Source organism: Embleya sp. NPDC059213 (genome assembly GCF_042754445.1).
In the GTDB taxonomy this organism is placed as follows: domain Bacteria; phylum Actinomycetota; class Actinomycetes; order Streptomycetales; family Streptomycetaceae; genus Embleya.
On record NZ_JBHZAV010000006.1, the window covers coordinates 42,017 to 67,588 of the forward strand.

Annotated in this window: 18 protein-coding genes; 3 read left to right on the forward strand and 15 right to left on the reverse strand. The window is 70.5% G+C overall.

The window, feature by feature from the left end; all coding sequences use genetic code 11:
* Nucleotides 1–46 precede the first annotated feature (46 nt).
* Both ACFXMF_RS04200 and ACFXMF_RS04205 read right to left on the reverse strand, forming a co-directional pair.
* Nucleotides 47–739, reverse strand: coding sequence for a response regulator (locus ACFXMF_RS04200; protein WP_360304818.1), 693 nt, complete (start codon nucleotides 737–739; stop codon nucleotides 47–49).
* Between the two features lie 374 nt (nucleotides 740–1,113).
* A complete protein-coding gene (locus ACFXMF_RS04205; RefSeq protein ID WP_360304816.1) occupies nucleotides 1,114–6,804 on the reverse strand; it encodes a HAMP domain-containing protein in 5,691 nt (1,896 codons plus the stop codon).
* 318 nt (nucleotides 6,805–7,122) lie between these two features.
* On the opposite strand from ACFXMF_RS04205, the gene ACFXMF_RS04210 reads away from it, so the two are divergent.
* Nucleotides 7,123–9,645 carry a SpoIIE family protein phosphatase gene (locus tag ACFXMF_RS04210; protein ID WP_379989323.1) on the forward strand — a complete coding sequence of 841 codons (2,523 nt, stop codon included), beginning with the start codon at nucleotides 7,123–7,125 and terminating at the stop codon, nucleotides 9,643–9,645.
* Nucleotides 9,646–9,719: 74 nt separating this feature from the next.
* On the opposite strand, the gene ACFXMF_RS04215 is transcribed toward ACFXMF_RS04210, so the two are convergent.
* The 7 genes from ACFXMF_RS04215 to ACFXMF_RS04245 all read right to left on the reverse strand — a co-directional run bounded on the left by ACFXMF_RS04215 (nucleotide 9,720) and on the right by ACFXMF_RS04245 (nucleotide 16,885).
* Nucleotides 9,720–10,241, reverse strand: coding sequence for a GNAT family N-acetyltransferase (locus ACFXMF_RS04215; protein ID WP_379989324.1), 522 nt, complete (start codon nucleotides 10,239–10,241; stop codon nucleotides 9,720–9,722).
* A 19-nt stretch (nucleotides 10,242–10,260) separates the two neighbouring features.
* Nucleotides 10,261–11,181 (reverse strand): hypothetical protein, encoded by a 921-nt coding sequence (locus ACFXMF_RS04220; protein ID WP_379989325.1) that lies wholly within the window; start codon nucleotides 11,179–11,181, stop codon nucleotides 10,261–10,263.
* A 178-nt stretch (nucleotides 11,182–11,359) separates the two neighbouring features.
* Nucleotides 11,360–11,932 (reverse strand): peptidoglycan-binding protein, encoded by a 573-nt coding sequence (locus ACFXMF_RS04225; RefSeq protein ID WP_379989326.1) that lies wholly within the window; start codon nucleotides 11,930–11,932, stop codon nucleotides 11,360–11,362.
* A 380-nt stretch (nucleotides 11,933–12,312) separates the two neighbouring features.
* Nucleotides 12,313–14,001, reverse strand: a complete 1,689-nt coding sequence (locus tag ACFXMF_RS04230; protein ID WP_360304806.1) for a ribonuclease J — start codon at nucleotides 13,999–14,001, stop codon at nucleotides 12,313–12,315.
* 125 nt (nucleotides 14,002–14,126) lie between these two features.
* Entirely contained in the window at nucleotides 14,127–15,026 is a 900-nt protein-coding gene (gene dapA, locus ACFXMF_RS04235) for a 4-hydroxy-tetrahydrodipicolinate synthase (protein WP_360304804.1), read from the reverse strand.
* 314 nt (nucleotides 15,027–15,340) lie between these two features.
* A complete protein-coding gene (thyX, locus tag ACFXMF_RS04240; protein WP_360304802.1) occupies nucleotides 15,341–16,084 on the reverse strand; it encodes an FAD-dependent thymidylate synthase in 744 nt (247 codons plus the stop codon).
* A gap of 48 nt (nucleotides 16,085–16,132) precedes the next feature.
* Nucleotides 16,133–16,885 (reverse strand): hypothetical protein, encoded by a 753-nt coding sequence (locus tag ACFXMF_RS04245; RefSeq protein WP_360304800.1) that lies wholly within the window; start codon nucleotides 16,883–16,885, stop codon nucleotides 16,133–16,135.
* Nucleotides 16,886–17,059: 174 nt separating this feature from the next.
* Here ACFXMF_RS04245 and ACFXMF_RS04250 point away from each other — a divergent pair, with 174 nt between their 5' ends.
* Together ACFXMF_RS04250 and ACFXMF_RS04255 are read left to right on the forward strand one after the other, a co-directional pair.
* Nucleotides 17,060–17,605 (forward strand): GNAT family N-acetyltransferase, encoded by a 546-nt coding sequence (locus ACFXMF_RS04250; protein WP_360304798.1) that lies wholly within the window; start codon nucleotides 17,060–17,062, stop codon nucleotides 17,603–17,605.
* Nucleotides 17,606–17,700: 95 nt separating this feature from the next.
* A complete protein-coding gene (locus ACFXMF_RS04255) occupies nucleotides 17,701–18,375 on the forward strand; it encodes a helix-turn-helix domain-containing protein (protein WP_360304796.1) in 675 nt (224 codons plus the stop codon).
* Here ACFXMF_RS04255 and ACFXMF_RS04260 read toward each other — a convergent pair.
* From ACFXMF_RS04260 to eccD, 6 genes are all read right to left on the reverse strand, one after another.
* Nucleotides 18,372–18,845, reverse strand: a complete 474-nt coding sequence (locus tag ACFXMF_RS04260) for a hypothetical protein (RefSeq protein ID WP_360304794.1) — start codon at nucleotides 18,843–18,845, stop codon at nucleotides 18,372–18,374. The genes ACFXMF_RS04255 and ACFXMF_RS04260 overlap by 4 nt on opposite strands.
* 5 nt (nucleotides 18,846–18,850) lie before the next feature.
* Nucleotides 18,851–19,603: a 4-hydroxy-tetrahydrodipicolinate reductase gene (dapB, locus tag ACFXMF_RS04265; protein ID WP_360304792.1), complete on the reverse strand. Its 753-nt coding sequence runs from the start codon at nucleotides 19,601–19,603 to the stop codon at nucleotides 18,851–18,853.
* A gap of 49 nt (nucleotides 19,604–19,652) precedes the next feature.
* Complete coding sequence (locus ACFXMF_RS04270) at nucleotides 19,653–21,014, reverse strand: M16 family metallopeptidase (RefSeq protein ID WP_379989329.1); 1,362 nt, start codon at nucleotides 21,012–21,014, stop codon at nucleotides 19,653–19,655.
* Nucleotides 21,011–23,233: a polyribonucleotide nucleotidyltransferase gene (locus ACFXMF_RS04275; RefSeq protein ID WP_379989330.1), complete on the reverse strand. Its 2,223-nt coding sequence runs from the start codon at nucleotides 23,231–23,233 to the stop codon at nucleotides 21,011–21,013. The genes ACFXMF_RS04270 and ACFXMF_RS04275 overlap by 4 nt, the downstream gene beginning before the upstream one ends.
* Nucleotides 23,234–23,554: 321 nt before the next feature.
* Nucleotides 23,555–23,842 carry a 30S ribosomal protein S15 gene (gene rpsO, locus ACFXMF_RS04280; RefSeq protein ID WP_360304787.1) on the reverse strand — a complete coding sequence of 96 codons (288 nt, stop codon included), beginning with the start codon at nucleotides 23,840–23,842 and terminating at the stop codon, nucleotides 23,555–23,557.
* Nucleotides 23,843–23,986: 144 nt separating this feature from the next.
* Nucleotides 23,987–25,387 carry a type VII secretion integral membrane protein EccD gene (eccD, locus tag ACFXMF_RS04285; RefSeq protein ID WP_360304785.1) on the reverse strand — a complete coding sequence of 467 codons (1,401 nt, stop codon included), beginning with the start codon at nucleotides 25,385–25,387 and terminating at the stop codon, nucleotides 23,987–23,989.
* Between the last annotated feature and the right edge of the window lie 185 nt (nucleotides 25,388–25,572).

Consider the following 25,572-nt stretch of genomic DNA (forward strand, 5'->3'; position numbering starts at 1 on the left):
TCGGCCGGGCCGCGGATGGGCCCGGCCGGCGTGCGACACCAAAGGGTCAGTCGTCGACCTCGCCGGTGTCCGGGGCGGGCACCAGCGGCGGACCGCCGTGGCCGGCCGCCGCGGGGGCGAGGGCGTCGAGGGCGGCGCGCATCCGGGCCACCCGGCGGCGCAACTGGTTCGCCGAGGCGGCCAGGATCGCGTCGTTCGCCGACTCGACCTGTTTGGCCATGCCGTCGGCCTGCTCCTCGACCGAGGCCAGCCGCGAGGACAGCTCGGCGATCACGTCCGCCCCGGCCCGGTCGCCGCCGGCGACCCCTTCGAGTCGCCCGCGCAGCAGCGTGGCCTGTTCGCGCAGTTGGCAGTTCTTCTTGTACAGGTCCACGAACACGGAGACCTTGGCCCGCAACACCCACGGGTCGAACGGCTTGGAGATGTAGTCGACGGCACCGGCCGCGTAGCCGCGGAAGGTGTGGTGCGGACCGTGGTTGATCGCGGTCAGGAAGATGATCGGGATGTCCCGGGTCTTCTCCCGGCGCTTGATGTGCGCGGCCGTCTCGAAACCGTCCATGCCGGGCATCTGGACGTCGAGCAGGATCACCGCGAACTCGTCCGTGAGCAGCGCCTTGAGGGCTTCCTCGCCCGAGTGCGCCCGAACCAGGGTCTGGTCCAGCGCGGACAGGATCGCCTCCAGGGCGAGCAGATTCTCCTGACGGTCATCGACCAGGAGGATCTTGGCCTTCTCCGTCATGGCCCACCCTCTTCGATCCGACACGGTGGGTGACCCCGCGTATCGGTCGGCTCCACTCGTCCTTGTGCATGTTTTCGGTATACGCGGCCCTGAATGACACAGCCTCGATCGACACGGTTTCGCTCGACACAGCCTCGGCCGAGATCGCCCCGGCGCACGCCACGCCGGTCGAGCACACGTTCCGGGTGGTGCTCGTCCCGGTCATGGTAGTGGCCAGGCGATCGGCTCGGCAGGTATTCCGAAACAGACGACCGCATGGTGTCACCACGTCCCGACCCACGGTCGCGACAACACCGCATCGACCCCTCCGCTCCTTCAACGTCACTCGACCCGTTCGGGTTCCATCATGGGCTGCGAGCCGCCCCGGAAGCGAACTAGTGGTCGAGCCAGGTTCGGATGAGTCCCAACAAGTGCCGCGTATCGACCGGCTTGGCGACGTAGTCGGACGCCCCGGAGTCGATGCTCTTCTCCTGATCCCCCTTCATCGCCTTCGCGGTCAACGCGATGATCGGCAGGCCCGCGTACTGCGGCATCCGGCGAATCGCCGAGGTCGTGGCGTAGCCGTCCATCTCGGGCATCATCACGTCCATCAGCACGATCGCGATGTCGTCGTGCGCCTGGAGCACCTCGATGCCCTCGCGGCCGTTCTCCGCGTACAACACGCTCAGCCCGTACTGCTCCAGCACGCTGGTCAGGGCGAACACGTTGCGCACGTCGTCGTCGACGATCAGCACCCGCTCGCCGTCGAAGGTGCCCTCGAACGGCTCGACCACCGGCTTGGCCGGGCCCGCGTGCTCGGTGCGGTCCGGGCCGGCGGCGCCCAGGACCGTCCGGGTCAGCGCGTCCGGGGTGGAGACCCGCTGGAGCAGCACGATCCGGCGCCGGTAGCCGCGCAGTCGGCCCGATTCGGAACGGGTGGGCCGCTCCGGGACGTGCACCACGACCGGCAGGTTCTGCAATTCCGTCCGGGAGGCGACCGCGTCCAGCACCTGCCAGGCGCCCTCGTCGGCCAGCCGCAGGTCCACCACCAGGCACGCGGGCGGCGCCTCGGCGAGCAGACGCACCGCCTCGCCCTCGTCGGGGGCCGTGCTCAACTCGATCGCGCCGTCCATCGCGGCCAGCACGGTGGCCAGCGGGGCGCCGTCGGTCTGCGGGTTCTCCACCACCAGCACCCGGCGCGGCACCCGCTTGCCGGTCTCCTCGACGACCGGCTCGCCGTCCGAGAGCAGCTCGGGGGCGTCGCTGAGCAGCGGGGTGGAGGGCGGCGCGGCGGGCAGCGCACTCCGGTACGGCGTCGGGGCGAGTTCACCCTGCCGGTCGTGGCCGGCCTCGTCGCCCGGAACCAGGACGCTGTCCAGCGGGAGGTAGAGGGTGAACGTGCTGCCGCGGCCCGGCATGCTCTCGGCGTGGATCTCGCCGCCGAGCAACCAGGCGATCTCCCGGCTGATCGACAACCCCAGCCCGGTGCCGCCGTAGCGGCGACTGGTGGTGCCGTCGGCCTGCTGGAACGCCTCGAAGATCACCTTGAGCTTGTCCACCGCGATGCCGATGCCGGTGTCGATCACCGAGAAGGCCACCGCGTGCTCGGCGTTGTCCAACTCGGTGTTGGTCAGCGGGATGTCGTCGGTGAGCGTGATCAACACCTCGACCGAGCCGGAGTCGGTGAACTTGACCGCGTTCGAGAGCAGGTTGCGCAACACCTGCTGGAGGCGCTGCTCGTCGGTGAACAGGATGCCGGGCACCGCGGGCGAGACGTGCACGGTGAAGTCGAGGTTCTTCTCCGAGGTCAGCGGCCGGATGGTCGCCTCGACGTAGTCCATCAGTTGGGCCAGCGCGATCCGCGCGGGCCGTACGTCCATCTTTCCGGCCTGCACCTTGGACAGGTCCAGGATGTCGTTGATCAGTTGCAGCAGGTCGGATCCGGCGCCGTGGATGGTCTCGGCGAACTCGACCTGCTTGCGGGTCAGGTTGCCCTCGACGTTGTCCGCGAGCAGCTTGGCCAGGATCAGCAGGCTGTTCAGCGGGGTGCGCAGCTCGTGCGACATGTTGGCGAGGAACTCGGACTTGTACTTCGAGGACAGCGCGAGTTGTTCGGCGCGCTCCTCCAGCGCCTGGCGGGCCTGTTCGATCTCCCGGTTCTTGATCTCGATGTCCCGGTTCTGCCGGGCCAGCAGCGCCGCCTTGTCCTCCAACTCGGCGTTGGAGTGTCGCAGTTCGCCCTGTTGGCGCTGGAGCTCCTCGGAGCGTTCCTGGAGTTCCTCGGTCAGCCGCTGCGATTCGGCCAGCAACATCTCGGTGCGCGAGTTCGCCATGATCGTGTTGACCGTGACGCCGATCTGCTCGTTGAGCTGCTCCAGGAAGTTGCGGTGCACCTTGGTGAACGGGCGGAACGAGGCGAGTTCGAGCACGCCGAGCAACTGGTCCTCGAACAGCACGGGCAGCACGATCACGTTCGCCGGCGCCGCCTCGCCCAGTCCGGAGGCGATCTTGATGTAGCCGGGCGGCGCGTCCAGGATCAGGATCGAGCGCTTCTCCAGCGCGGCCTGGCCGACCAGGGACTGCCCGAGCCGGAAGCGGGTGGGCACGCCGCCGCCGTCCTGGTAGCCGTAGGAGGCGATCAGCCGCAGCTCGACCACGTCCTCCTGGGTCAGCTCGGCCAGGAAGAACGCGCCGTGCTGGGCGTCCACGACCGGGGTGAGCTCGCTCATGATCAGCGCGGCGACCGCCATCAGGTCGCGGCGGCCCTGCATGAGACCGGAGATCCGGGCCAGGTTGGTCTTGAGCCAGTCCTGTTCGCGGTTGGCCCGGGTGGTCTCGCGCAGGTTGTAGATCATCTGGTTGATGTTGTCCTTGAGCTCGTCGAGCTCTCCGGACGCGTCGACCGCGATCTGCAGGGACAGGTCGCCGCGGGTCACTGCGGTGGCCACCTCGGCGATGGCCCGCACCTGGCGCGTCAGGTTGCCGGCCAACTCGTTGACGTTCTCGGTGAGTTGCTTCCAGGTACCGGAGACGCCCTCGACCTCGGCCTGACCGCCGAGCATGCCCTCGGTGCCCACCTCGCGGGCGACGCGGGTCACCTCGCCGGCGAACGCGGACAACTGGTCGACCATCGTGTTGATCGTGGTCTTGAGTTCGAGCATCTCGCCGCGGGCGTCCACGTCGATCTTCTGCGACAGGTCGCCGCCCGCGATCGCGGTGGTCACCTTGGCGATGTTGCGGACCTGGCCGGTGAGGTTGTCCGCCATCGAGTTGACGTTGTCGGTCAGGTCCTTCCAGGTGCCCGAGACGCCGGGCACGTGCGCCTGGCCGCCCAGGATGCCTTCGGTGCCCACCTCGCGGGCCACTCGGGTGACCTCGTCGGCGAACGCCCGGAGCGTGTCCACCATCGTGTTGATGGTGCCCGCGAGACCGGCCATCTCGCCCTTGGCCTCGACCGTGCTCTTCTGCGACAGGTCGCCGTCGGCCACGGCCGTGGCCACCTGGGCGATGTTGCGGACCTGGGACGTCAGGTTGTTGGCCATGACGTTGACGTTGTCGGTCAGGTCCTTCCAGATGCCGGACACCCCGCGCACCCGGGCCTGGCCGCCGAGGCGGCCCTCGGTGCCCACCTCGCGGGCCACCCGGGTCACCTCGTCGGCGAACGCCGAGAGCTGGTCGACCATCGTGTTGACGGTCTCCTTCAGCTCCAGGATCTCGCCGCGCGCGTCGACGGTGATCTTCTTGGACAGGTCGCCGGTGGCCACCGCCGTGGTCACGTCGGCGATGCTGCGCACCTGGCCGGTCAGGTTGCCGGCCATCACGTTGACCGACTCGGTCAGGTCCTTCCAGGTGCCCGAGACGCCCTTGACGTCGGCCTGGCCGCCGAGGCGGCCCTCGGTGCCCACCTCGCGGGCCACCCGGGTGACCTCGTCGGCGAAGCCGGAGAGCTGGTCGACCATGGTGTTCACGGTGTTCTTGAGTTCGAGGATCTCGCCGCGCGCGTCGACGGTGATCTTCTGCGACAGGTCGCCCCGGGCCACCGCCGTGGTGACCTGGCCCAGGCTGCGGACCTGTTCGGTGAGGTTTCCGGCCATCGAGTTCACCGAGTAGGTGAGGTCGCGCCAGACGCCGGCCACGCCGAGCACCTGGGCCTGGCCGCCGAGCCGACCCTCGGTGCCGACCTCGCGGGCCACCCGGGTGACCTCGTCGGCGAACGCGGAGAGCTGGTCGACCATCGTGTTGACGGTGTTCTTGACCTCCAGGATCTCGCCGCGCGCGTCCACGTCGATCTTCTTGGACAGGTCGCCGCGCGCGACCGCCGTGGTCACCTCGGCGATGTTGCGGACCTGGGCGGTCAGGTTGCCCGCCATGAAGTTCACCGAGTCGGTCAGGTCGAGCCAGACGCCGGCGACGCCCGGGACGACCCGGGCCTGACCGCCCAGACGTCCCTCACCGCCGACCTCGCGGGCGACGCGGGTGACCTCCGAGGCGAACGCGGACAGTTGGTCCACCATCGTGTTGACGGTGTTCTTGAGCTCCAGCATCTCGCCGGAGACGTCGACCGTGATCTTCTGCGACAGGTCGCCCCGGGCCACCGCGGTGGAGACCTGGGCGATGTTGCGGACCTGGCCGGTCAGGTTGCCGGCCATCACGTTGACCGAGTCGGTCAGGTCCTTCCAGGTGCCGGCCACCCCGGATACCTGCGCCTGACCGCCGAGGATGCCCTCGCTGCCCACCTCGCGGGCCACCCGGGTCACCTCCGAGGCGAACGCGGACAGTTGGCCGACCATGGTGTTGACGGTGTTCTTGAGCTCCAGCATCTCGCCGGAGACGTCCACGGTGATCTTCTGCGACAGGTCGCCCTGGGCCACCGCCGTGGTCACCCCGGCGATGTCGCGCACCTGCGCGGTGAGGTTGAAGAAGGCGGTGTTGACCGAGTCGGTCAGGTCCTTCCAGATGCCCGCGCCACCGGGTACCTGGGCCTGGCCGCCGAGCCGACCCTCGAAGCCGACCTCGCGGGCGACCCGGGTCACCTCGGAGGCGAACGTGCGCAGCGTGCCGGTCATCGCGTTGATCGTCTCGGCGAGCTGGGCCATCTCGCCGCGCGCGGACACCGTGATGGTCTGCGACAGGTCGCCGTACGCGACCGCCTTGGTCACCTGCGCGATGTCGCGCACCTGGGCGGTCAGGTTGCCCGCCATGATGTTGACCGAGTCGGTGAGGTCCTTCCAGGTGCCCGAGACACCCTCGACCCGGGCCTGCCCGCCGAGGCGGCCCTCGGTGCCGACCTCGCGGGCCACCCGGGTGACCTCCTGGGCGAAGCCGGAGAGCTGGTCGACCATCGTGTTGACGGTCTCCTTCAGCTCCAGCATCTCGCCGGCCACCTCGACGGTGACCGTGCGGGAGAGGTCGCCCTTGGCCACGGCGGTGGTCACCAGCGCGATGTCGCGCACCTGGAGGGTCAACCGGCTGGCCATCGTGTTGACCGAGTCGGTGAGGTCCTTCCAACTGCCGGACACCCCGCGCACCCGGGCCTGGCCGCCCAGCTTGCCCTCGGTGCCCACCTCGCGGGCCACCCGGGTCACCTCGTCGGCGAACGCGCTGAGCTGATCCACCAGGCCGTTGGCGGTACGGCCCATCCGCAGGAACTCGCCGCGCAACGGCTGCTCGGCGATCCGCAGGTCCATCCGCTGGGACAGATCGCCCTCGGCGACCGCGGCCAGCACGCGGCCGACCTCGACGGTCGGGCGGACCAGGTCCTCCACGAGCGCGTTGGCCGCGTCGATGCTGGTCGCCCAGGCGCCCTCGCCCGGTCCGGGGTCGAGCCGCTCGGTGAGTTTGCCCTCACGACCGACCACCCGGCGCACTCGGGCCAACTCGCCGGAGAGATGCTGGTTGCGCTCGACCATGTCGTTGAACACGACGGCGATCTCGGACATGATCCCGTCGCCGGAGACCGTGAGGCGCTTGCGGAAGTTGCCGTCACGGACGCCGGTCAGCGCGGCCAACAGCCGACGCAGATCCTGCTCGTCGTGCCGGCTCCGGGCGGCCGTCGTCCGTGCCTGCCCTGGGGAAGCCTTCGCCATCTCGCATTTCCTCCGCCGGACCGATTCGCCGCGACCGCTCGTGCACCCGGTCGCTTGCCATCGACAGTCTTTCACTCACAGGGTTGAGAGCAGAGGCGGTCCGGGAGGATGGTGCTTGTCAACCGGAAAGTGTGGGCGCGAAAGGCCCGCTCGCCCGGAAGTTCTGTCGGAATCGTGACGGATCCGTCACTGTTTGGAAGGGGTCCGCCCGATCGTCCTGAACCGATAGGGTGCGAATCTGCCGGACTGTGGAGCCGGATTCGTCACCGCAGCCGCCGTTCGTCGCAGATGCGGGAGTGTATGGATCAGGGAACGAGCATGCTCATCACTGCCCGGATGAGCGCTGCCTTCGCACCCGAGGGCAGGTCCGTGGCGGCCGCACGCTCGTTCGTCCGCAAGACGCTCAGCGACTGGGACGCCGGCGAGGTCGTGGACGACGCCGTGTTGTTGACCAGCGAGTTGGTCACCAACGCGATCGTGCACGCAGGCACCTCGGCCGAGGTCTCCTGTGTGCGCTACGACGGCGGCGTGCAGATCGAGGTCACCGACCACTACCCCAGCCGCGAGTTGCCCGAGCCCGTCACCGGGTTCGACGACGGCGACGAGAGCGGGCGCGGCCTGTTCCTGTCCGCGTCGCTGGCCTCCGGGTGGGGCGTGGAGTACGCCAAGAACGTCAAGCGGGTGTGGTTCCGGCTGGAACTGCCCGATCCGGTCTCGGCGACCAGCTCGGCGGGACCGCTGCTGCCGGCCAACGCGCTGCCCGACGCCTCGGTGCCGATCGGCGTCGCGGTGCTGCACGCGGACGCCTCGCGCAAGGTGACGCACTGGAGCCCCGAGGCGGCCCGGCTGTTCGGCCTGGGCGACGACGAGGCGGTCGGCATGTCGCTGAACGACCTGGTCGCGTGGCCGCAGACGCCCGGCACCGAACTGACCCTGGACGAGATGCTGGAGCTGTCCCGCTGGCAGGGCGGCTACGACATCCGCGCCGCCGACGGCATCGCCTCGCGCGTGTTCGCCTCGCATGTGCGGCTGCGCGATGCCGGCGGTGATCCGGCCCTGGTCGCGCTGCTGGTGCCCGCGCAGGCCCGCGCGGTGCTGGAGAACCGGGACGCGGCTCGCGCCAGGGCCGGTACCGCGACGCCCGCGGACAACGAGTGGGACGGCATCGACGGGCTGAGCCGGCTGGGCCTGGAGGACCTGTTGCAGCGCGCGGTCGAACGCGCCCGCGACCTGCTCGACGCGGACGCCGCGTTCGTCCTGCTGGCCACCGACGACGAGAGCGAGATGGAGGTGCGCGCCACCACCGGCCTGGCCGGCGCCGCGCACCGGTTGTCCCGGGTGCCGGTGGAGACCTCGGTGGGCCGCTACGGCTCGGCCCGGATGCCCGCGGTATACGAGGACCTGGACACCGGCCCCGGCGCGGTGCCGATCCTGCGGGAGACCCGGATGCGCTCGGCGGTGACCGTCCCGCTCAAGGTCGAGGGGCGGCTGACCGGCACGCTCGGCGTCGCCTCGGAATCCGCGACGCGCTTCGACAACGACGACGCGGCCCGACTCCAGCGCGCCGCCGACCGGGTCTCGTTGACCGTGGAGAGCGCGCGGCTGTCCGAGCTGGAACGGGTCCGCCGGGGCTCGCTGTCCTTCCTCGCCGAGGCGTCCGACCTGCTCGCGGGCACCCTGGACCCGGAAATGACGCTGGCCATGATCGCCCAGATCGTGGTGCCTCGGCTCGGCACGTGGTGCGCGGTGCACACCGGCGAGTCGCACGCGCCGGTGCTGAGCGTGGTGTGGCACGCCGACGAGATGCGGATCGACGACCTGCGGGCACTGCTGGACCGGGCCGAGCCGCCGCGCGCCCAGCCCACGCCCGGCGCCCGTCGCTGGCTGGGCCTGCGGCATCTGGACCCGGAGGTGGTCCGCGAGCACGCCGACCTGGTCACCGGCGAGGCGGTCACCCTGCCGCTGGTCGCCCGAGGCCGCGGAATCGGCATGCTGACCTTCGGCATCCTGGCCGGCGACCGCTTCCGCCGGGACACCCTGGAGCTGGCCGAGGACCTGTCCCGGCGCGCCGCGCTGGCGATGGACAACGCCCGGCTGTACTCCGAGCGCAACTCGACCAGCCAGGCCCTCCAGCGCAGCCTGCTGCCGCCCGAGCTGCCCAAGGTCCCGGGGGTCGACGTCGAGGTGGTCTACCAGGCGTCCGGCGAGGGCAACGAGGTCGGCGGCGACTTCTACGACCTGTTCACCATCGGCGACGACAAGTGGGGCTTCGCGATCGGTGACGTGTGCGGCACCGGCCCCGAGGCCGCCGCGGTCACCGGACTGGCCCGGCAGGCCCTGCGGCTGCTGACCCGCGAGGGGTTGTCGGTACCGGCCGTCCTGCAACGGCTGAACACCGCGATCCTGGAGGAGGGACCGCGCAGCCGGTTCCTCACCCTGTTGCACGGCCACATCACCCACCGCGAGGGCGGCGGTGTGCGGCTCAGTCTGGTCTCCGCCGGGCACCCGCTCCCGTTGCGGCTGCGTCCCGACGGCACGGTCACCTCGGTGGCCACGCCACAGCCGCTGCTGGGCGTGCTGGACGAGGTCGACCTGGTCCTGGAGACGGTGGATCTGGACCCGGGCGACGTCCTGGTCTGCGTCACCGACGGAGTCACCGAACGCCGCGAGGGCACCCGCATGCTCGGCGACGACGGTCTGGCCGACGTGCTCTCCGGATGCACGGGCCTGACCGCGGGCGCGGTCGCCACCCGAATCCACCGCGCGGTCGAACAGTTCGCCGAGGAACAGGCCCGCGACGACATGGCCATCCTGGTCATGCGCGTCTCCGCCGAGGACTGACCAAGGACGACCCGCCGGCCACCGTCCGGGCCCGGCGACCCGGGTCCGGTCCGCCGGCCCCGACGTCGCCGGGCTCAGTCGGTGGGTGTGTCCGGGCCGGGCGTCGACCAGCGTTGTTCGTCCTCTTGCCAGTGGTCGGTGGGGCGTAGACCCGCGGCCCTGGCGACGCCCGTCGAGGCGAGGTTGGCCGGGTGGATGTGCGCGTGGATCTCCTCGACACCGTGCGCGCGCAGCCAGGCCACCCAGCCGATCGCCGCCTCCTTCGCGATACCCAGGCCCTGCCAGGCGCCGCCCACGACCCACGCCACCTCGGCGACCGGACCGGGGCCGACCGTGGCCTGCACCGTGCCCACCAACCGCTCCTGCGCACGCAGCCGGATCACCCTGTTCAGCCAGGTCACCCGCGGGTCCGGCGACCCCGCGGCCCACCGCGTGTACCGGGCCCGCAGAGCCGTCAAGTCCTCCGGTTCACCACCGATGAAGGTGTGCAGCGCCGGATCGCCGAGCACCTCGACCATCTCCTCGGCGTGCTCCGCCTCGACCGGGATCAGGTCGAGGCGATCGGTGCGCACCCACGCGGGCTCGTTCACGTTCATCGCGGCAGCATGCCGGCCCTCACGCGGCGATGTCGCCGGCATATCGACGCTCGCGCAGCCGCAGCTCGGACCCGATCCGGGCGACCGTGGCCGGCGCGTTCACGCGTACCTGGTCCGTCGGGCAGTCCAACACCCACCAGCCCTGTCCGCCGATGCTCCGCGACCGCGCCCGCACCCATTGCCGGTCCGCCGTCAGCCCCACCCCGACCCGCCACCGCGGCCAGGCCAGGGCGAAGCGGTGCAGGGTCCGGCCGAACGCCGAGCGAATCTCCCAGCCGACCTCGGCCGGCGGCAACCCTGCGCCGAGCAGTGCCAGCCGCAGTCGGGTCTCGTCCTCGCTCGCGCTGCGCCCGTCGGCCAGCCGCCCCGCCTCGGCGAGCCGCTGCCGACCCGGATGCCCGGCATAACGCCGCACCGCCGCGGCCCACCCCCCGGCCGGAACCAGGCCGGCCCGCAGGAACCCGTCCAGCACCACCACGCCGGTGTCCCGATCCGAGGTACGCACCAGGTCCGCCGCCGTCCGGAGCGGCGAGGTGACCGGAATCCCGCCCGGCCACACCACCTCCCCCGGCGCCAGCGCCATGACCCGGGCCCGGCAGCCGTGCCGGCGGGGCAGTACCGCCCCCACCGGCACGACCACCTCGACCGGTGCCGTCCGCCGAGCCCCGTCCCGGGGATCCGCCGGCACCCGCACGCCGTGCAACTCCGCCGCGGTGCGCCCACAGACCACGGTCCCGCGGGGCAGCACCACGACCGCGGCCCGGGCCCGCACCGCAGGCGTGTCCACGACATGCGCGCCGACGTAGACCCCGTGTATGACCCGACGCACGTCGCCGTCCCGCACCAGGCGTCGGACGACCGACCGGCCGACCCCGTGGCGGGCGGCGACGGCGAGGGTGAAGGGCCGGGACAGCAGGGCGCAAAGGTCGGTCGACGTCATGCGGGTCAGTGTGCGCGCGTCCCCTCCGCGCGTGCCGCCGGTTGTCCACAGCCCCCGGGATGGGTGTGACCATCACACCCGGCCTGTGCACACCGCGTGGCCGAACCGCCCCCTCGGTCCGATCCCCGGCCGACCCGCCGACGCCCTTCGTCCCCACCGCCCGGCCCTTCCGCCCCGCTCAGCCGGTGTCGACCGCCTGCTCCGCCTTCTTCCCGCATCCCTTCTTCGCGCGGTAGAGGACCTTCCAGGTGGCCGCGTCCGTGACCCCCGACGGTTCGAGGGTGTTGCACTTCTGGACCCACCGGACCGCGTCCGCGGTGGCCGCGTCGAAGACTCCGTTGTCCGGCAGCTCCCCGGGGGCACCGGACCGCGTGTCGATCAGGCACTGCACCTGGGCGACCGCGTCGTCCCGATCCCCCTCACGCAGCTCCGGCCGGTTGTCCTTGGCCACGTGATCACAGCGCGAGGCGGCCGCCGCCGGCGACCCGGGGGCCATCATCCCCGTGCCCAATCCCAGCGCCGCACACGAGGCCAGCGCGATCACCGCGGCCCGACCCCGACCCCGCTGCCGCTGCCCGGGCCGGACCGCGGGCGGCCGAGGCGCCGGAATCGGCGGGGCCGGCGGCGGCGCACCGCGCCGTGCCCCACCGCAGCGCCGGTCCCGCCGTACCGCGTCCAGCCCCGCGCCCGATCCCGCGTGCGCTCCCACGCCGGGTCCCGCCTTCGGTCCCGCGTTCAGTCCCGTATCCATCTCTGCTCCCGACTGCCGATCCTGTCGACGGTGTCGACCCGTCCTGCCCGAAGGGCCGAATGCCCTCCGAACACGACCGACGTTAGGAGCCGGCGAGCACGGCACCGAGAGGTACGAAAACCCGAATTACACACCGCGAAATCACCCGGAAACCCCCGATTCACGCCCGCCGCACCCCGCTCCCCGCGGCCCTCCACCCACCCGCGCACCCGTCGGCCCGCACCCCGCGTCCGGACCGGCTCGCACAATCGGTCGAGAACACGCCGCCGCGCCCGACCACGAACGACGACAACCGGCGCCCCGACCACACCGACGACGACACGGGGCCCGCTACGAAGAATTCGTAGCGGGCCCCGGGCAGGACGACGAGGAGGCGAGGATCAGACCTCCACGACCACCGGCAGAATCATCGGCCGGCGCCGATAGGTGTCCGACACCCACTTGCCGACGATCCGGCGCACCTGCTGCTGGAGCTGATACGGCTCCGCCACCCCGTCGGCGGCCGCCTTCTGCAACATCTCCTCGATCTTGGGGATCACCGCGTCGAACCGGGCGTCGTCGATGCCCGAGCCGCGTGCCGTGATGGTCGGCCCGCCGACCACCTTGCCGGAGGAGGAGTCCACGGCGAGGAACACGGACACGAAGCCCTCCTCGCCCAGAATCCGGCGATCCTTGAGCGAGGACTCGGTCACGTCGCCCACGGACAAACCGTCCACGTAGACGTAGCCGGCCTGCACCTTGCCGGTGATCTTGGCCACACCGTTGACCAGGTCGACGGTGAGACCGTCCTCGGCGAGCACCACCCGGTCCTTGCGCACCCCGGTCTTGATGCCCAGGTCGGCGGCGGCCCGCAGGTGGCGCCACTCGCCGTGCACCGGCATCAGGTTGCGCGGCCGGGTGAGGTTGAAGAAGTACAACAGTTCACCGGCCGAGGCGTGTCCGGAGACGTGCACCTTGGCGTTGCCCTTGTGCACGACCTTGGCGCCCCAACGGGTCAGCCCGTTGATCACCCGGTAGACCGAGGTCTCGTTGCCCGGGATCAACGAGGACGCGAGCACCACCGTGTCGCCCTCGACGATCCGGATCTGCTGGTGCGAGCGGTTGGCCATCCGCGACAGCGCCGCCATCGGCTCGCCCTGCGAGCCGGTGCACACGAGCACCACCTCGTCCGGCGGCAGGTCGTCCAGCGTCTTGACGTCCACGACCAGTCCGGCCGGAATCTTCAGATAGCCCAGCTCACCGGCGATCTTCATGTTGCGCACCATCGAGCGGCCGACGAAGGCGACCTTGCGCTCGTAGGCGTACGCGGTGTCCAGTACCTGCTGGATGCGGTGCACGTGGCTGGCGAAGCTGGCCACGATGATCCGCTGGTCGGCGTCCGCGAAGACCCGGTCGAGCACGCCGGCGATGTCGCGTTCGGCCGGGATGAAGCCGGGCACCTCGGCGTTCGTGGAGTCCACGAGCAGCAGGTCGATGCCCTCGGTGCCCAGGCGCGCGAACGCCGGCAGGTCGGTCAGCCGGTTGTCCAGCGGCAACTGGTCCATCTTGAAGTCGCCGGTGTGCACGACGGTGCCGGCCTCGGTGCGGATGGCCAGTGCGAGCGCGTCCGGGATCGAGTGGTTCACCGAGATGAACTCGCACTCGAACGGACCGAGCCGCTCGATGTCGCCTTCCTTGACCTCCAGCGTGTACGGCCGGATGCGGTGCTCGGTGAGCTTGGCCTCGATGAACGCCAGGGTCAGCTTCGACCCGATCAGCGGAATGTCGGCCTTCTCGCGGAGCAGATACGGGACCGCACCGATGTGGTCCTCGTGCCCGTGCGTCAGGATGATCGCCTCGATGTCGTCGAGGCGATCCCGAATCGAGCTGAAGTCCGGCAGGATGAGGTCGACTCCGGGCTGCTCCTCCTCGGGGAACAGCACCCCGCAGTCGACGATCAGCAGCCGGCCGTCGAACTCGAAGACGGTCATGTTTCGGCCGATCTCGCCGAGACCACCCAACGGAGTGATCCGAAGGCCGCCCTTGGGCAGCACCGGCGGCGGGCCGAATTCGGGATGGGGATGGCTCAAGTTCTCTCCTCGCCACGTGCCGCCGCCCGGCCGTCTCGAACGGTCGTACGGGGACGCGCAAAAGCTCGTGTTCGGCCCGGGCGGGTGTGGTACCCGCCCGGGGCACTACTTACAGATATTCCTGCTTACAGCTCTACCCCACCCGCCGAAAGATCCTGCCTAAGCTGCGCGATCTGAGCCTTGGTGGCCTCGATCAGCGGCAGCCGCAGCGGCCCGGCGGGCAGGCCCTGCAATCCCAGGGCGGCCTTGGTGAGGATCACGCCCTGGGTACGAAAAATGCCGGTGTACACCGGAAGGAGGCGCTGGTGGATCTCGCGCGCCTTGGCGACGTCGCCACCCACGTGGGCGTCGATCATCGCGCGGAGCTCCGCCGACACGAGGTGCCCGACCACGCTCACCACACCGACCGCGCCGATGGACAGGAGCGGCAGGTTCAGCACGTCCTCACCGCTGTAGTACACCATGTCGGTGCGCGCCATGACCCAACTCGCGGAGGCGAGGTCGCCCTTGGCGTCCTTGTTCGCGACGATCCTGGGGTGCTCGGCGAGCCGGACCAGGGTCTCGGTCTCGACCGGTACTGCGCTGCGACCGGGGATGTCGTACAACATCACCGGCAGCTCGGTGGCGTCGGCGATGGTGGTGAAGTGCCGGTAGAGGCCCTCCTGCGGGGGCTTGTTGTAGTACGGGGTGACCACGAGCAGACCGTGGGCGCCGGCGGCCTGTGCCTGCCGGGCCAACTCGACCGAGTGTCGGGTGTCGTTGGTGCCGACCCCCGTGACCACGAACGCGCGATCGCCCACGGCCTCCAGCACCGCCCGGACCAACTGCTCTTTCTCCGCGTCGCTCGTGGTGGGCGACTCGCCGGTGGTGCCGTTGACGACGAGTCCGTCGTTGCCGGCGTCGACGAGATGGGAGGCCAGGCGCTGGGCGCCGGGAAGGTCGAGCGCACCATCGGCCGTGAAGGGGGTCACCATCGCGGTGAGGACCCGGCCGAAGGGGGTCTGGGGGGTAGACGTCGGAGCCATGGCCCAAACGGTACCGGGCGCACACCTGACCTGCGGGTAGCACCCGCCTTATGAGACCTGGACCGCGGTTCGGCCGCCGATCCCGGCCGCTGTCTCGACGGCAACCCCGGGCGTTCGGCCGAGACTTCGGGCACCCGCGCACATGGTCCGGCGACCGGACGAAAAGAAAGGACCAGGCGCTGCCCGCTCGGGGGTTCGAGCAGCGCCTGATCTCTTTCAGTATCGACCCACAGCGAGCGAAACCTTAGGGATTCGGACGAAAAAGTTCTGATGTCACCCTATGTGCCGATTTGACCACTCGGACGGCTCAACACCTACGGCGCGACTCGTCCGTTCGCGTTGAACGCCGCGTACGTGAGCGGCATCAGCTCGGCCCACGCGGCCTCCATGCCCTCCGCGACCATCTCGATCTCGCGCTGCGGGAAGGACGGGAAGGTCGCGTCCTCACGCTTGGTGCGCAGGCCGAGGAAGTGCATCAGCGAACGCGCGTTGCAGGTCGCGTACATCGACGAGTAGAGGCCCACCGGCAGCGTGGTGCGCGCCACCTCGCGCGCGACGCCCGCCGCCAACATGCGCTGGTAGCCCGCGTAGGCGGCCTCGTAGGACTCGCGCGTGGCGCTGTCCACCGTCTTGTACTGCTCGGGGGTGCCGTCGACGAAGACATAGGCACCGGGCTTGCCCTGCTGGACCAGCTTGCGGTCCTCGGCGGGCACGTAGAACACCGGCTGCAGCTCGCGGTAGCGGCCGCTTTCCTCGTTGTACGACCAGCCGACGCGGTGCCGGTGGAACTCGCGGAAGACGAAGATCGGCGCGCTCACGAAGAACGTCATCGAGTTGTGCTCGAAGGGACTGCCGTGCTTGTCCCGCATCAGGAAGTTGATCAGCCCCCTGGACCGCGAGGCATCCTTTTCGAGCTCGTCGAGGGACTTCTCCCCCGCCGTGGAGACCCGAGCCGCCCACAACACGTCCTGGTCGGCGGCGCTGTGCTTGATCAGCTCGACCGTGACGTCGCTGCGGAAGCGGATGGCGGACGGATTCTCCTGGGGTGTTTCGGTCACGCGGAGTTGCTCCTCGTCGATGAGGTCGGGGTGGACGGGCGCTCCAGCCTAACCACGCCCACCGACATCCCTCGACGCCGTGGCCGAGCCGGCGGACGCGGTGGCCGAGGCGCCCGCCGTCGGTGTGGATCTGGGCACCACCACCGTGCCGGGTTGCGTCGCCGGACCCTCGGCGGGCCGGGTGGCGGCACTCGCGGGCAGCGCCACGGACGTCTCGAAGGTTGCCTTGTCCAGCCGGGACATGAACGGCTGCACCTGGATCACCAGCCTGCCGACCAGCTCGCGGGGCACCGCGAAGTTGTAGGTGAACACCGTGTCGGCGTTGCGCGCCGCCTGATCCGGGCCGCTGCGCAGGGGCCCGGTCTTCGCGGGCCCGCACGGCCACCCGTCGGGCCCGGCGTACAGCGTCACGCCGAACAGGTCGGCCACCAGGTTGGAGCCGGTCCGGTTGGTGTATCGGATCGGGATCGCGACGTCGACCGTCTCGCGTTTCTCGTTCGGCACGCCCACCGAGCGGGTCACCGCGAGTGGCAGCGTGGCCACCGTCAATCCGTTCGAGTACGTGTGCGAGCCCTGTTTCGGCGGGACCTGGCCGGGTGGGACCGCCGCGCCGGGGGGCGCCGCGCTCGGCGCCGAACCACCCGTCGGGTTCTTGCCCGGCAGGTCCGGCGGATTGCCGGTCGCGCCCGCGCCCGCCGCCTTCGGCTTCTCGTCGTCGATCGTCGGACCGACCATGCAGCCGCTCGCGAGCAGCACGACCACCGCACACGCCGGGGCGATTCGTCGGATCCGGACCCCCATGACCATCCTCCGCTGCCGCGCCCACCAATCCTTGGCGGACAGCGTTGCACGCCGCGCGCGCGGTCGGGAGCGCCTGTCCCGCGTGTCGCCCACCCGTGTGCGCGTTCGGCGAGCGGGGGACACGGGCCGCCGGGGCGCGCGAGAATCGGCCGTACTCGACGATGGGGGCGCCACATGACCGATCCGTACGTACGCCCGGCCCACGCCGGCGACGGTGCCGCCCTGGGCGCCGCGCACGCCCGGGCCTGGCACGACGCGTATACCGGAGTGTTGCCGGCCGCCGCGCTGGAGGCGGCGACGCCCCGGGCGCTGGCCGCCGAGTGGGAGGACGCGGCGATCGCGCCACCCTCGCCCCGCCACCGCCTGCTGGTGGCCTGTGCGGGGCCGACCGTGGCCGGTTTCGCGGCCCTGGTGCCCGGCTCGGACGAGGATCTCGACCCGGCCCGCTCCGGCGAGTTGGCGATCCTGGTGATCGACCCGCCACGACAGCGCGAGGGGCACGCCTCACGGCTGCTGACGGCGGTCGTCGCGGACGCCGCGACGGACGAGGTGGAAACGCTGGTGACCTGGGTTTTGGAGAGCGACAAGCCGTTGTACGACTTCCTGGTCGGCACCGGTTGGGCACCCGACGGCGCGACCCGCGAACTGTGGGTGGACGAGGCGGGCGGCTCGGTGATCCGACAGGTGCGATTGCACACGGCGGTGGCCATCGGCGAGTGAGCGCGGATCGGCGGACGAAACGGCCGACGAACACGGTGAACACCACACCGATGTGCCATTGAACAAGGTAAGTCAGCCGTCTTAACGTGGGCGCCGTGAGCCGAACTCCGACCCGCGAGCGCCTTCTGCTCACCGCCGAGCGGCTCTTCGCCGTGCACGGAATCGACGCGGTCTCGCTGCGACAGATCAGTGTCGCGGCGAGTCAGCGCAACAATTCGGCCGCGCAATACCACTTCGGCAACAAAGAGGAGTTGATCCGGGCAATCTTCGGATTCCGACTCGTGGCGATCAACGCGCGCCGTGAGGATCTGGTCCGGGAGTCGGTGCGCACCGGACTGGACGCACAGCCGAGGACGCTGGCCGAGGCCATGGTGCGACCGCTCGCCGAACAGATCGATGTCGGCGGCAGTTTCTATCTGCGCTTTCTGGCCCGCGTGCACCAGCACATGGGCGCGAGCACGTACGCGCTGCCGGCCATGGGCCTGGAGGGCAGCTCACCGGAGTTCGGCGCCTTGATCGACCTCGCGCTGGGTCATCTGCCGACCGCCGTGCGGCGCAACCGGCTGCGGCTGGGCGGGAGTCTGGCGGTGCACGCCACGGCCGACCGGGAACAGCGGGTGTACGAGGGGCAGGCGCACGACGTGTTGCCGCCGGCGGCCTTCGTGGCGGACCTGGTGGACGCGGTGGTCGGCATTCTGGCCGCGCCGGTGTCCGCCCAGGTGCTGGCCGCGCTGGAACCGCCGACGGGCCGGCCGGCCCTGCGAACCTAGGGCGAAGACGCGCCCTGGGCCCTCGCCGCGGGTCGGCCCGCGTGCAGGCGGATCGCGGTGAGCATGGCCCGGCGCCCGCGCGCGTTGTCGCGCGCGTCGCCGTACGCGACGGCCAGCCGGTACCAGACCCGCCAGTCCTCGGGGGCGGCCTCGACCTCCGCCTTGCGTCGTTCGAACACCGCGTCCGCGCTGTCCCGGTCGACCCGGCCGCCCGGCGTGCGCCGCAACTCGTCCGGCGGCAGGGCGCCCTCGGCCGCCAACTCGCGGGCCAGGCGCTGCATCGCGAAGCCGAAACGCACCTCGCGCCAGATGTACCAGGCGCCGACGATCGGCACGAGCAGGATCGCCAGACCCAGCACGATGGTGACCGGCTCCCCGTCGCGAATCGCGATCAGGCCACGACTGCCGACCAGGAAGACGTAGAACACCAGAACCGCGATCAGCACGAGCGCGGTGACACGTTGCTTCACGATGCTCAGTCCAGATCGAGGAAGTGTTCCAGGCCCACGGTCAGGCCGGGCACGGAAACCACACGACGCACCCCGAGCAGTACGCCCGGCATGAACGACGTGCGCTGGAACGAGTCGTGCCGGATGGTCAACATCTCGCCCTCGTCGCCGAGCAGGACCTCCTGGTGGGCGACCAGACCGCGCAGGCGCACCGCGTGCACCGGGACGCCGTCGACCTTGCCGCCGCGGGCGCCGTCCGGGTCGTCCACCGTCGCGTCGGGCATGTCCGCCAGGCCCGCCCGCTCGCGTGCCTCGGCGATCAACTCGGCGGTCCGGCGGGCGGTGCCGCTGGGCGCGTCCAGCTTGTTCGGGTGGTGCAGTTCGACGATCTCGGCCGACTCGTAGAACCGGGCCGCCTTCGCCGCGAACTGCATCATCAGCACCGCGCCGATGCCGAAGTTCGGCGCGATCAGGATGCCGGTCCGCGGGCTCTTCGCCAGCCACTCGCGCAGCAGCGCCAGGCGGTCGGGGGTGAAACCGCTGGTGCCCACGACGGCGTGGATGCCGGCGCCGGCGCAATATTCGAGATTGCCCATGACCACACCCGGGTGGGTGAAGTCGACGGCGACCTGCGCGCCCGCCTTCGCGAGTTCGGCGAGGTCGTCGCCTTCGTCGACGCGCGCCACCAGTTCGAGGTCGGCCGCGGCCTCGACGGCCCGGCACGCCTCGGAACCCATGCGGCCGGCCGCACCGATCACACCCACCCGGATTGCAGTCATGTCGTGCACTCTCCAGTCAGAACGTGTTTCGACTTCGATCGCGCCGCGATCAGGCCGACGCGGCGACGAAGTCCCCGTCGTCGGCGAACGGTCCGACCACGGCCAGGGTGGGCCGCGCGGCGAGCAGGTGTTTCGCCACGTCGTGGACCTCGGCGGCGGTGACCGCCGCGATCCGGGCGAGTACCTCGTCGACGGACAGGTGCTCGCCGTAGACGAGCTCGCTCTTGCCGATCCGGCTCATCCGGGACCCGGTGTCCTCCAGGCCCAGCACGGTCGAACCGCGCAGTTGCCCGATGGCCCGATCGATCTCGTCCTGCGGCAGGCCCTCGCGGACCACCCGGTCCAGCTCGGTCCGGCAGATCTCGATCACCTGGCGGGCCTTCTTGGGCTGGCAACCGGCATAGATGCCGAACACGCCCAGGTCGGCATAGCCGGAGTGGAAGGAGTAGACCGAGTAGGCCAGGCCGCGCTTCTCCCGGATCTCCTGGAAGAGCCGCGAACTCATCCCGCCGCCCAGCGCGGTGTTGAGCACGCTGAGCGCGAATCGCCGATCGTCGTCCCGGGCCAACCCCGGCATGCCCAGCACCAGATGGGCCTGCTCGGTCGGCCGGTTCAGCACCCGTACGCTGCCGGTCGCCCGGGCCCCGCGCCCACCGGCGCGCGGCGCGGCGGGCACCGCCTGCTCGTCCACGCGCACCTGCGCGAACGCCTTCTTGACCAGGCGGACCACCTTGGCGTGGTCGACGTTGCCGGCCGCGGTCACCACCATGTTCGGCGCCTTGTAGCGACGCTTGTAGTAGCCGCTGATCTGGGTCCGGGTGAGCGCGTTGATCGACTCGACCGTGCCCAGCACCGGACGACCGAGCGGGGCGTCGCCGAGCATCGCGTCGTAGAACAGCTCGTGCACGAGGTCGCCGGGCTCGTCCTCGTTCATCGCGATCTCCTCGAGGATCACGCCGCGTTCGGCGTCCACGTCCTCGGCGTCGATCAGCGAGCCGGTCACCATGTCGCAGATCACGTCGATCGCGAGCGGGAGATCGGTGTCGAGCACACGTGCGTAGTAGCACGTGTACTCCTTGGTGGTGAACGCGTTCATCTCGCCGCCGACCGCGTCCAGCTCGGCCGAGATCTCCAGCGCGTCGCGCTTCTCGGTGCCCTTGAACAGCAGGTGTTCGAGGTAGTGCGAGGTGCCGGCCAACGCGGGTGTCTCGTCCCGCGAGCCGACCCCGACCCAGATCCCGAACGTGGCGGAGCGCACGGAGGGCATGTTCTCGGTGATCACCCGAAGGCCGCCGGGCAGGACGGTGCGGCGGACGGCACCGGTGCCGTCCGCGTCACGCAGCAGGGTCTTCGTGGAACCAGGCCGCTGCGCGGACGCAGCGACCTGGTTCTTCGACGAGGAGAACGTCACTTGGCGGCAGCGTCCTCGGTGGTCTCGGCGTTGTCTTCGCCCTCGATGACCGGGACGAGCGACAGCTTGCCGCGCTGGTCGATCTCGGCGATCTCGACCTGCACCTTGTCGCCGACCTTGATCACGTCGTCGACGTTCTCGACCCGCTTGCCGCCGGCGATCTTGCGCAGCTGCGAGATGTGCAGCAGGCCGTCCTTGCCGGGCATCAGCGACACGAACGCGCCGAACGTGGTGGTCTTGACAACCGTACCCAGGTACCGCTCGCCGACCTCGGGCATCGTCGGGTTGGCGATCGCGTTGATCGTCGCCCGCGCGGCCTCGGCCGAGGTGCCGTCCGAGGCACCGATGTAGATCGTGCCATCGTCCTCGATGGTGATCTCGGCACCGGTGTCGTCCTGGATCTGGTTGATCATCTTGCCCTTCGGGCCGATGACCTCGCCGATCTTGTCCACCGGGATCTTGACGGTGATGATGCGCGGCGCGAACTGCGACATCTCGTCCGGCGTGTCGATGGCTTCCATCATCACGTCGAGGATGTGCAGGCGGGCGTCCTTGGCCTGCTTGAGCGCACCGGCGAGCACCGACGCCGGGATGCCGTCGAGCTTGGTGTCGAGCTGGAGCGCGGTGACGAACTCCTTGGTGCCGGCGACCTTGAAGTCCATGTCGCCGTACGCGTCCTCGGCACCGAGGATGTCGGTCAGGCAGACGTACTCGGTCTTGCCGTCGACCTCGTCCGAGATCAGCCCCATCGCGATGCCCGCGACCGGCGCCCGGAGCGGCACACCGGCGTTGAGCAGCGACATCGTGGACGCGCAGACCGAGCCCATCGAGGTCGAACCGTTGGAGCCGAGCGCCTCGGACACCTGACGGATCGCGTACGGGAAGTCCTCGCGGGCCGGCAGGACCGGGAGGATGGCGCGCTCGGCGAGCGCGCCGTGGCCGATCTCGCGGCGCTTGGGCGAACCCACCCGGCCGGTCTCGCCGACCGAGTACGGCGGGAAGTTGTAGTTGTGCATGTAGCGCTTGCGCGTCTCGGGCGAGAGCGTGTCGAGCATCTGCTCCATGCGCAGCATGTTCAGCGTGGTGATGCCCAGGATCTGGGTCTCGCCGCGCTCGAACAGGGCCGAGCCGTGCACGCGCGGGATGACCTCGACCTCGGCCGACAGGGTGCGGATGTCGGTCAGGCCGCGACCGTCGATGCGCACCTTGTCGCGCAGCACGCGCTGACGCACGAGCTTCTTGGTGAGCGAGCGGAACGCGCCGCCGATCTCCTTCTCGCGACCCTCGAACGCCGGGAGCAGCTTCTCCGCGGCCAGGTCCTTGACCCGGTCGAGCTCGCTCTCGCGGGCCTGCTTGCCGGCGATGGTCAGCGCGGCCGACAGCTCGTCGGTCACCGCGGCGGCCAGCGCCTCGAAGACGTCGTCCTGGTAGTCCAGGAAGACCGGGAACTCGCCGGTCTCCTTGGCCGCCTTCTCGGCGACCTGGACCTGCGCGGCGCACAGCGCCTTGATGAACTTCTTGGAGGCTTCGAGGCCGTCCGCCACGACCTCCTCGGTCGGCGCCTCCGCGCCGCCCTTGACCAGCTCGATCGTGCCGGTCGTGGCCTCGGCCTCGACCATCATGATCGCCACGTCGCCATCCTCGAGCACGCGGCCCGCGACGACCATGTCGAACACGGCGCGCTCAAGCTCGGTGTGCGTGGGGAAGCCGACCCAGGTGCCGTCGATGAGCGCCACCCGGACGCCACCGATCGGGCCGGAGAACGGCAGGCCGGCGAGCTGGGTGGACATCGAGGCCGCGTTGATCGCCACGACGTCGTACAGGTGGTCCGGGTTGAGCGCCATGATCGTCTCGACGATCTGGATCTCGTTGCGCAGGCCCTTCTTGAAGGACGGGCGCAGCGGACGGTCGATCAGGCGGCAGGTGAGGACGGCGTCCTCGGACGGGCGGCCCTCGCGACGGAAGAAGGAGCCGGGGATCTTGCCCGCGGCGTACATGCGCTCTTCGACGTCCACCGTCAGGGGGAAGAAGTCGAGCTGGTCCTTCGGGCGCTTCGAGGCGGTCGTGGCCGAGAGCACCATGGTGTCGTCGTCCAGATAGACCACGGCGGAACCGGCGGCCTGCCGGGCGAGCCGGCCGGTCTCGAAGCGGATGGTGCGGTTGCCGAACGTGCCGTTCTCGATGACTGCTTCGGCGAAGCTGATGTCGGGACCCTCCACGGGTGCCCTCCTCGTTCGTTTCGAGGGAGGTCCGCGGCGCATGACGCCACAGGGCCGGCCGAGCCGGTCTTCGATCGAAGCACCCGGGTGCGTTACCCGGGGGCCACTACCGAGGACCGGCGCTGTAGGTCGGCGCCTTGGTCGCGACGCGGCGCTCCCAGTCTTTGTTCGTCTCCCTCGTGCCGATGCACGGGAAGGGGGTTCGTGCTGTCTTGTTCTATCGCAGCGCGGGATGCCCGCGCGCGGGACACAGCCTACAAAGACCGTGTCCGGATACGGCGAAGGAGCGGCTCGTGAAAGCCGCTCCCCCGTCGTGCGTTACTAGCGGATGCCGACGCCGCTGCGGCGGATGCTCAGGCGGTCCGTCAGCGTGCGGTAGCGCTCGATGTCCTTCTTGGCCAGGTAGCCGAGCAGGCGACGACGCTGGCCGACCAGGAGCAGCAGGCCCCGGCGGCTGTGGTGGTCGTGCTTGTGCTCCTTGAGGTGGGCGGTGAGCTCGTTGATGCGGAAGCTCAGGATCGCGACCTGCACCTCGGGGGAGCCGGTGTCGCCTTCCTTGGTGGCGTAGTCGGCCATGATCTGCTTCTTCGTTGCGGTGTCGAGCGACACGTGTTCTCCCTCTGCAAGGTGGTGAGCGCCCCCGGTCTGACTCACGGAGGCAACTTGGCTCACATGGTGCGGGCGCGCGGCCCGTGGACAGCGCGCATCCCGGGCACGAGGCTCCGGGATACGGACAACCCTAGCAGGAGCGCATCAGGCCGTGATGTTCCGCAGCTTGTCGTACAGATCCAGCACGGCCAGGCACAGCGGGACGACGGACACCATCAACATGCCTTCGAGCACGTCCATCGCGCGTCCCCAGAACGGGGACAGGCCGCGCGTGGGCACGGTGGTGGCGACGATCGCGAGGAGCGCGCCGACCGCGCAGACCAGCGCGAAGATCCAGCCCTGCCGCTCCTTGTCCAGGAATCCGGTGTCCAGGGTCAGGCCGATGAAGAGCATCGCCAGGCCCAGCAGGCCGGCCGTGTACAACACGGTGACCTGCGTGGTGTGCCGGAACAGGCGGGCGCGGCCGAGGGTGACCAGGGCCAGCACGGCGGTCAGGACCCGGGTCCACATGGTGTCGACGTTGCCCAGCACGACGCACGAGGCGACGATCACGGCGGCGCACGCGCCGGTGAGGCCGCTGAGCAGTTCGTGTCCGTTGCGGGCGCGCGCGGCGACGTCGGCATGGTCGAGGGTGTCGCTCTGCCGGGCGGTGGGCGCGTCCGAGGGCAGGAAGCCGATCGGCAGGCGGGCCAGGCGGGCGGCCCAGGAGGGCAGGAAGGCGATCATCGCGAGCGCGACGGTGCCGGCGACGGCCGCCGCCTCGCGCGGGCCGCTCTCGAAGGTGATCAGGCCGAAGGTGGCCAGGGTTCCCAGCGCACCGGCGCCGGCCCCCGCGATGTAGACGGCGCCGCGTTCCGGCAGCAGCGCGGCGATCAGCGTGGACACCACCAGGACCGCGACGCAGGCGGTCAGGAACTGCACCCGGCCCGGGCCCTCGCGCACCGGCGGCTCGATCGCGCCCAGGCCGGCCAGGAAGGCGTTCGGCAGCGCGCCGAGGCCGAGCACGGCGCCACCCACGTGGTCGCCGTAGACCCGCGAGCGGACGCCGGCGACCACGGTGAGCACCAGGGCCAGCGAGCCGCCGACGATGGCGGGCAGGCCGTGCGGCAGGGGGGTCATCCGCCAGAGCACGATGGCGCCCAGGGTGAAGAAGGCGGCGGCACCGGACAGGCCGGCGATCCGCAACATCTCCGGCGTCCACAGCCGGTTGTCGCCGGTGACCGAGGTGGCCACCGAGTCGGCCACGTCGTCGTAGACCGGCGGCGGCGGTGCGTCGGCGAGGGCGGTGAAGCGCAGCAGTTCCCCGTCGCGCACGTGCTGCCCCGCGAGGGTGAGCGCGCTGTCCAGGGCCTCGCCGTCGAGCCGGGTGAGCTGGAAGCCGGTCACCGCGCCGTTGCGCTGGGTCTGCCCGGACAGCCGGAGTATCTCCGGGTACAGCTCGGCGAGCGGGACCTCTTCCGGCAGCGCGAGGTCGACTCGGCAGTCCGGCGCGATGACGGTGATCCGGGCGAACCCGGTGGTGACCGTCGTGGTCGTGGAGTTCACCTGTGCAGATCCCCCTGCTTGTAGCTGCCCCGTGTCCCGCGGCCCCGAGGGGCCGGGATGACGACGCACTCTATACGCCGCGACCCGGCTCGCCACTGGCGCCGACGCGGTCGGCCAGTAGTATGCGGCGCACACACGAACGGCTCAACCGCCCTCACGTGTGCATGGAGACGACCCTGACGGGG

Coding starts and splice junctions, on each gene's coding strand:
- ACFXMF_RS04250 (WP_360304798.1), top strand. CDS start 17,060: ATGACCGATCCGTACGTACGCCCGGCCCACGCCGGCGACGGTGCCGCC.
- ACFXMF_RS04225 (WP_379989326.1), bottom strand. CDS start 11,932: ATGGATACGGGACTGAACGCGGGACCGAAGGCGGGACCCGGCGTGGGA.
- ACFXMF_RS04200 (WP_360304818.1), bottom strand. CDS start 739: ATGACGGAGAAGGCCAAGATCCTCCTGGTCGATGACCGTCAGGAGAAT.
- dapB (WP_360304792.1), bottom strand. CDS start 19,603: ATGACTGCAATCCGGGTGGGTGTGATCGGTGCGGCCGGCCGCATGGGT.
- ACFXMF_RS04245 (WP_360304800.1), bottom strand. CDS start 16,885: ATGGGGGTCCGGATCCGACGAATCGCCCCGGCGTGTGCGGTGGTCGTG.
- ACFXMF_RS04220 (WP_379989325.1), bottom strand. CDS start 11,181: ATGACGTCGACCGACCTTTGCGCCCTGCTGTCCCGGCCCTTCACCCTC.
- dapA (WP_360304804.1), bottom strand. CDS start 15,026: ATGGCTCCGACGTCTACCCCCCAGACCCCCTTCGGCCGGGTCCTCACC.
- ACFXMF_RS04205 (WP_360304816.1), bottom strand. CDS start 6,804: ATGGCGAAGGCTTCCCCAGGGCAGGCACGGACGACGGCCGCCCGGAGC.
- ACFXMF_RS04215 (WP_379989324.1), bottom strand. CDS start 10,241: ATGAACGTGAACGAGCCCGCGTGGGTGCGCACCGATCGCCTCGACCTG.
- ACFXMF_RS04210 (WP_379989323.1), top strand. CDS start 7,123: ATGCTCATCACTGCCCGGATGAGCGCTGCCTTCGCACCCGAGGGCAGG.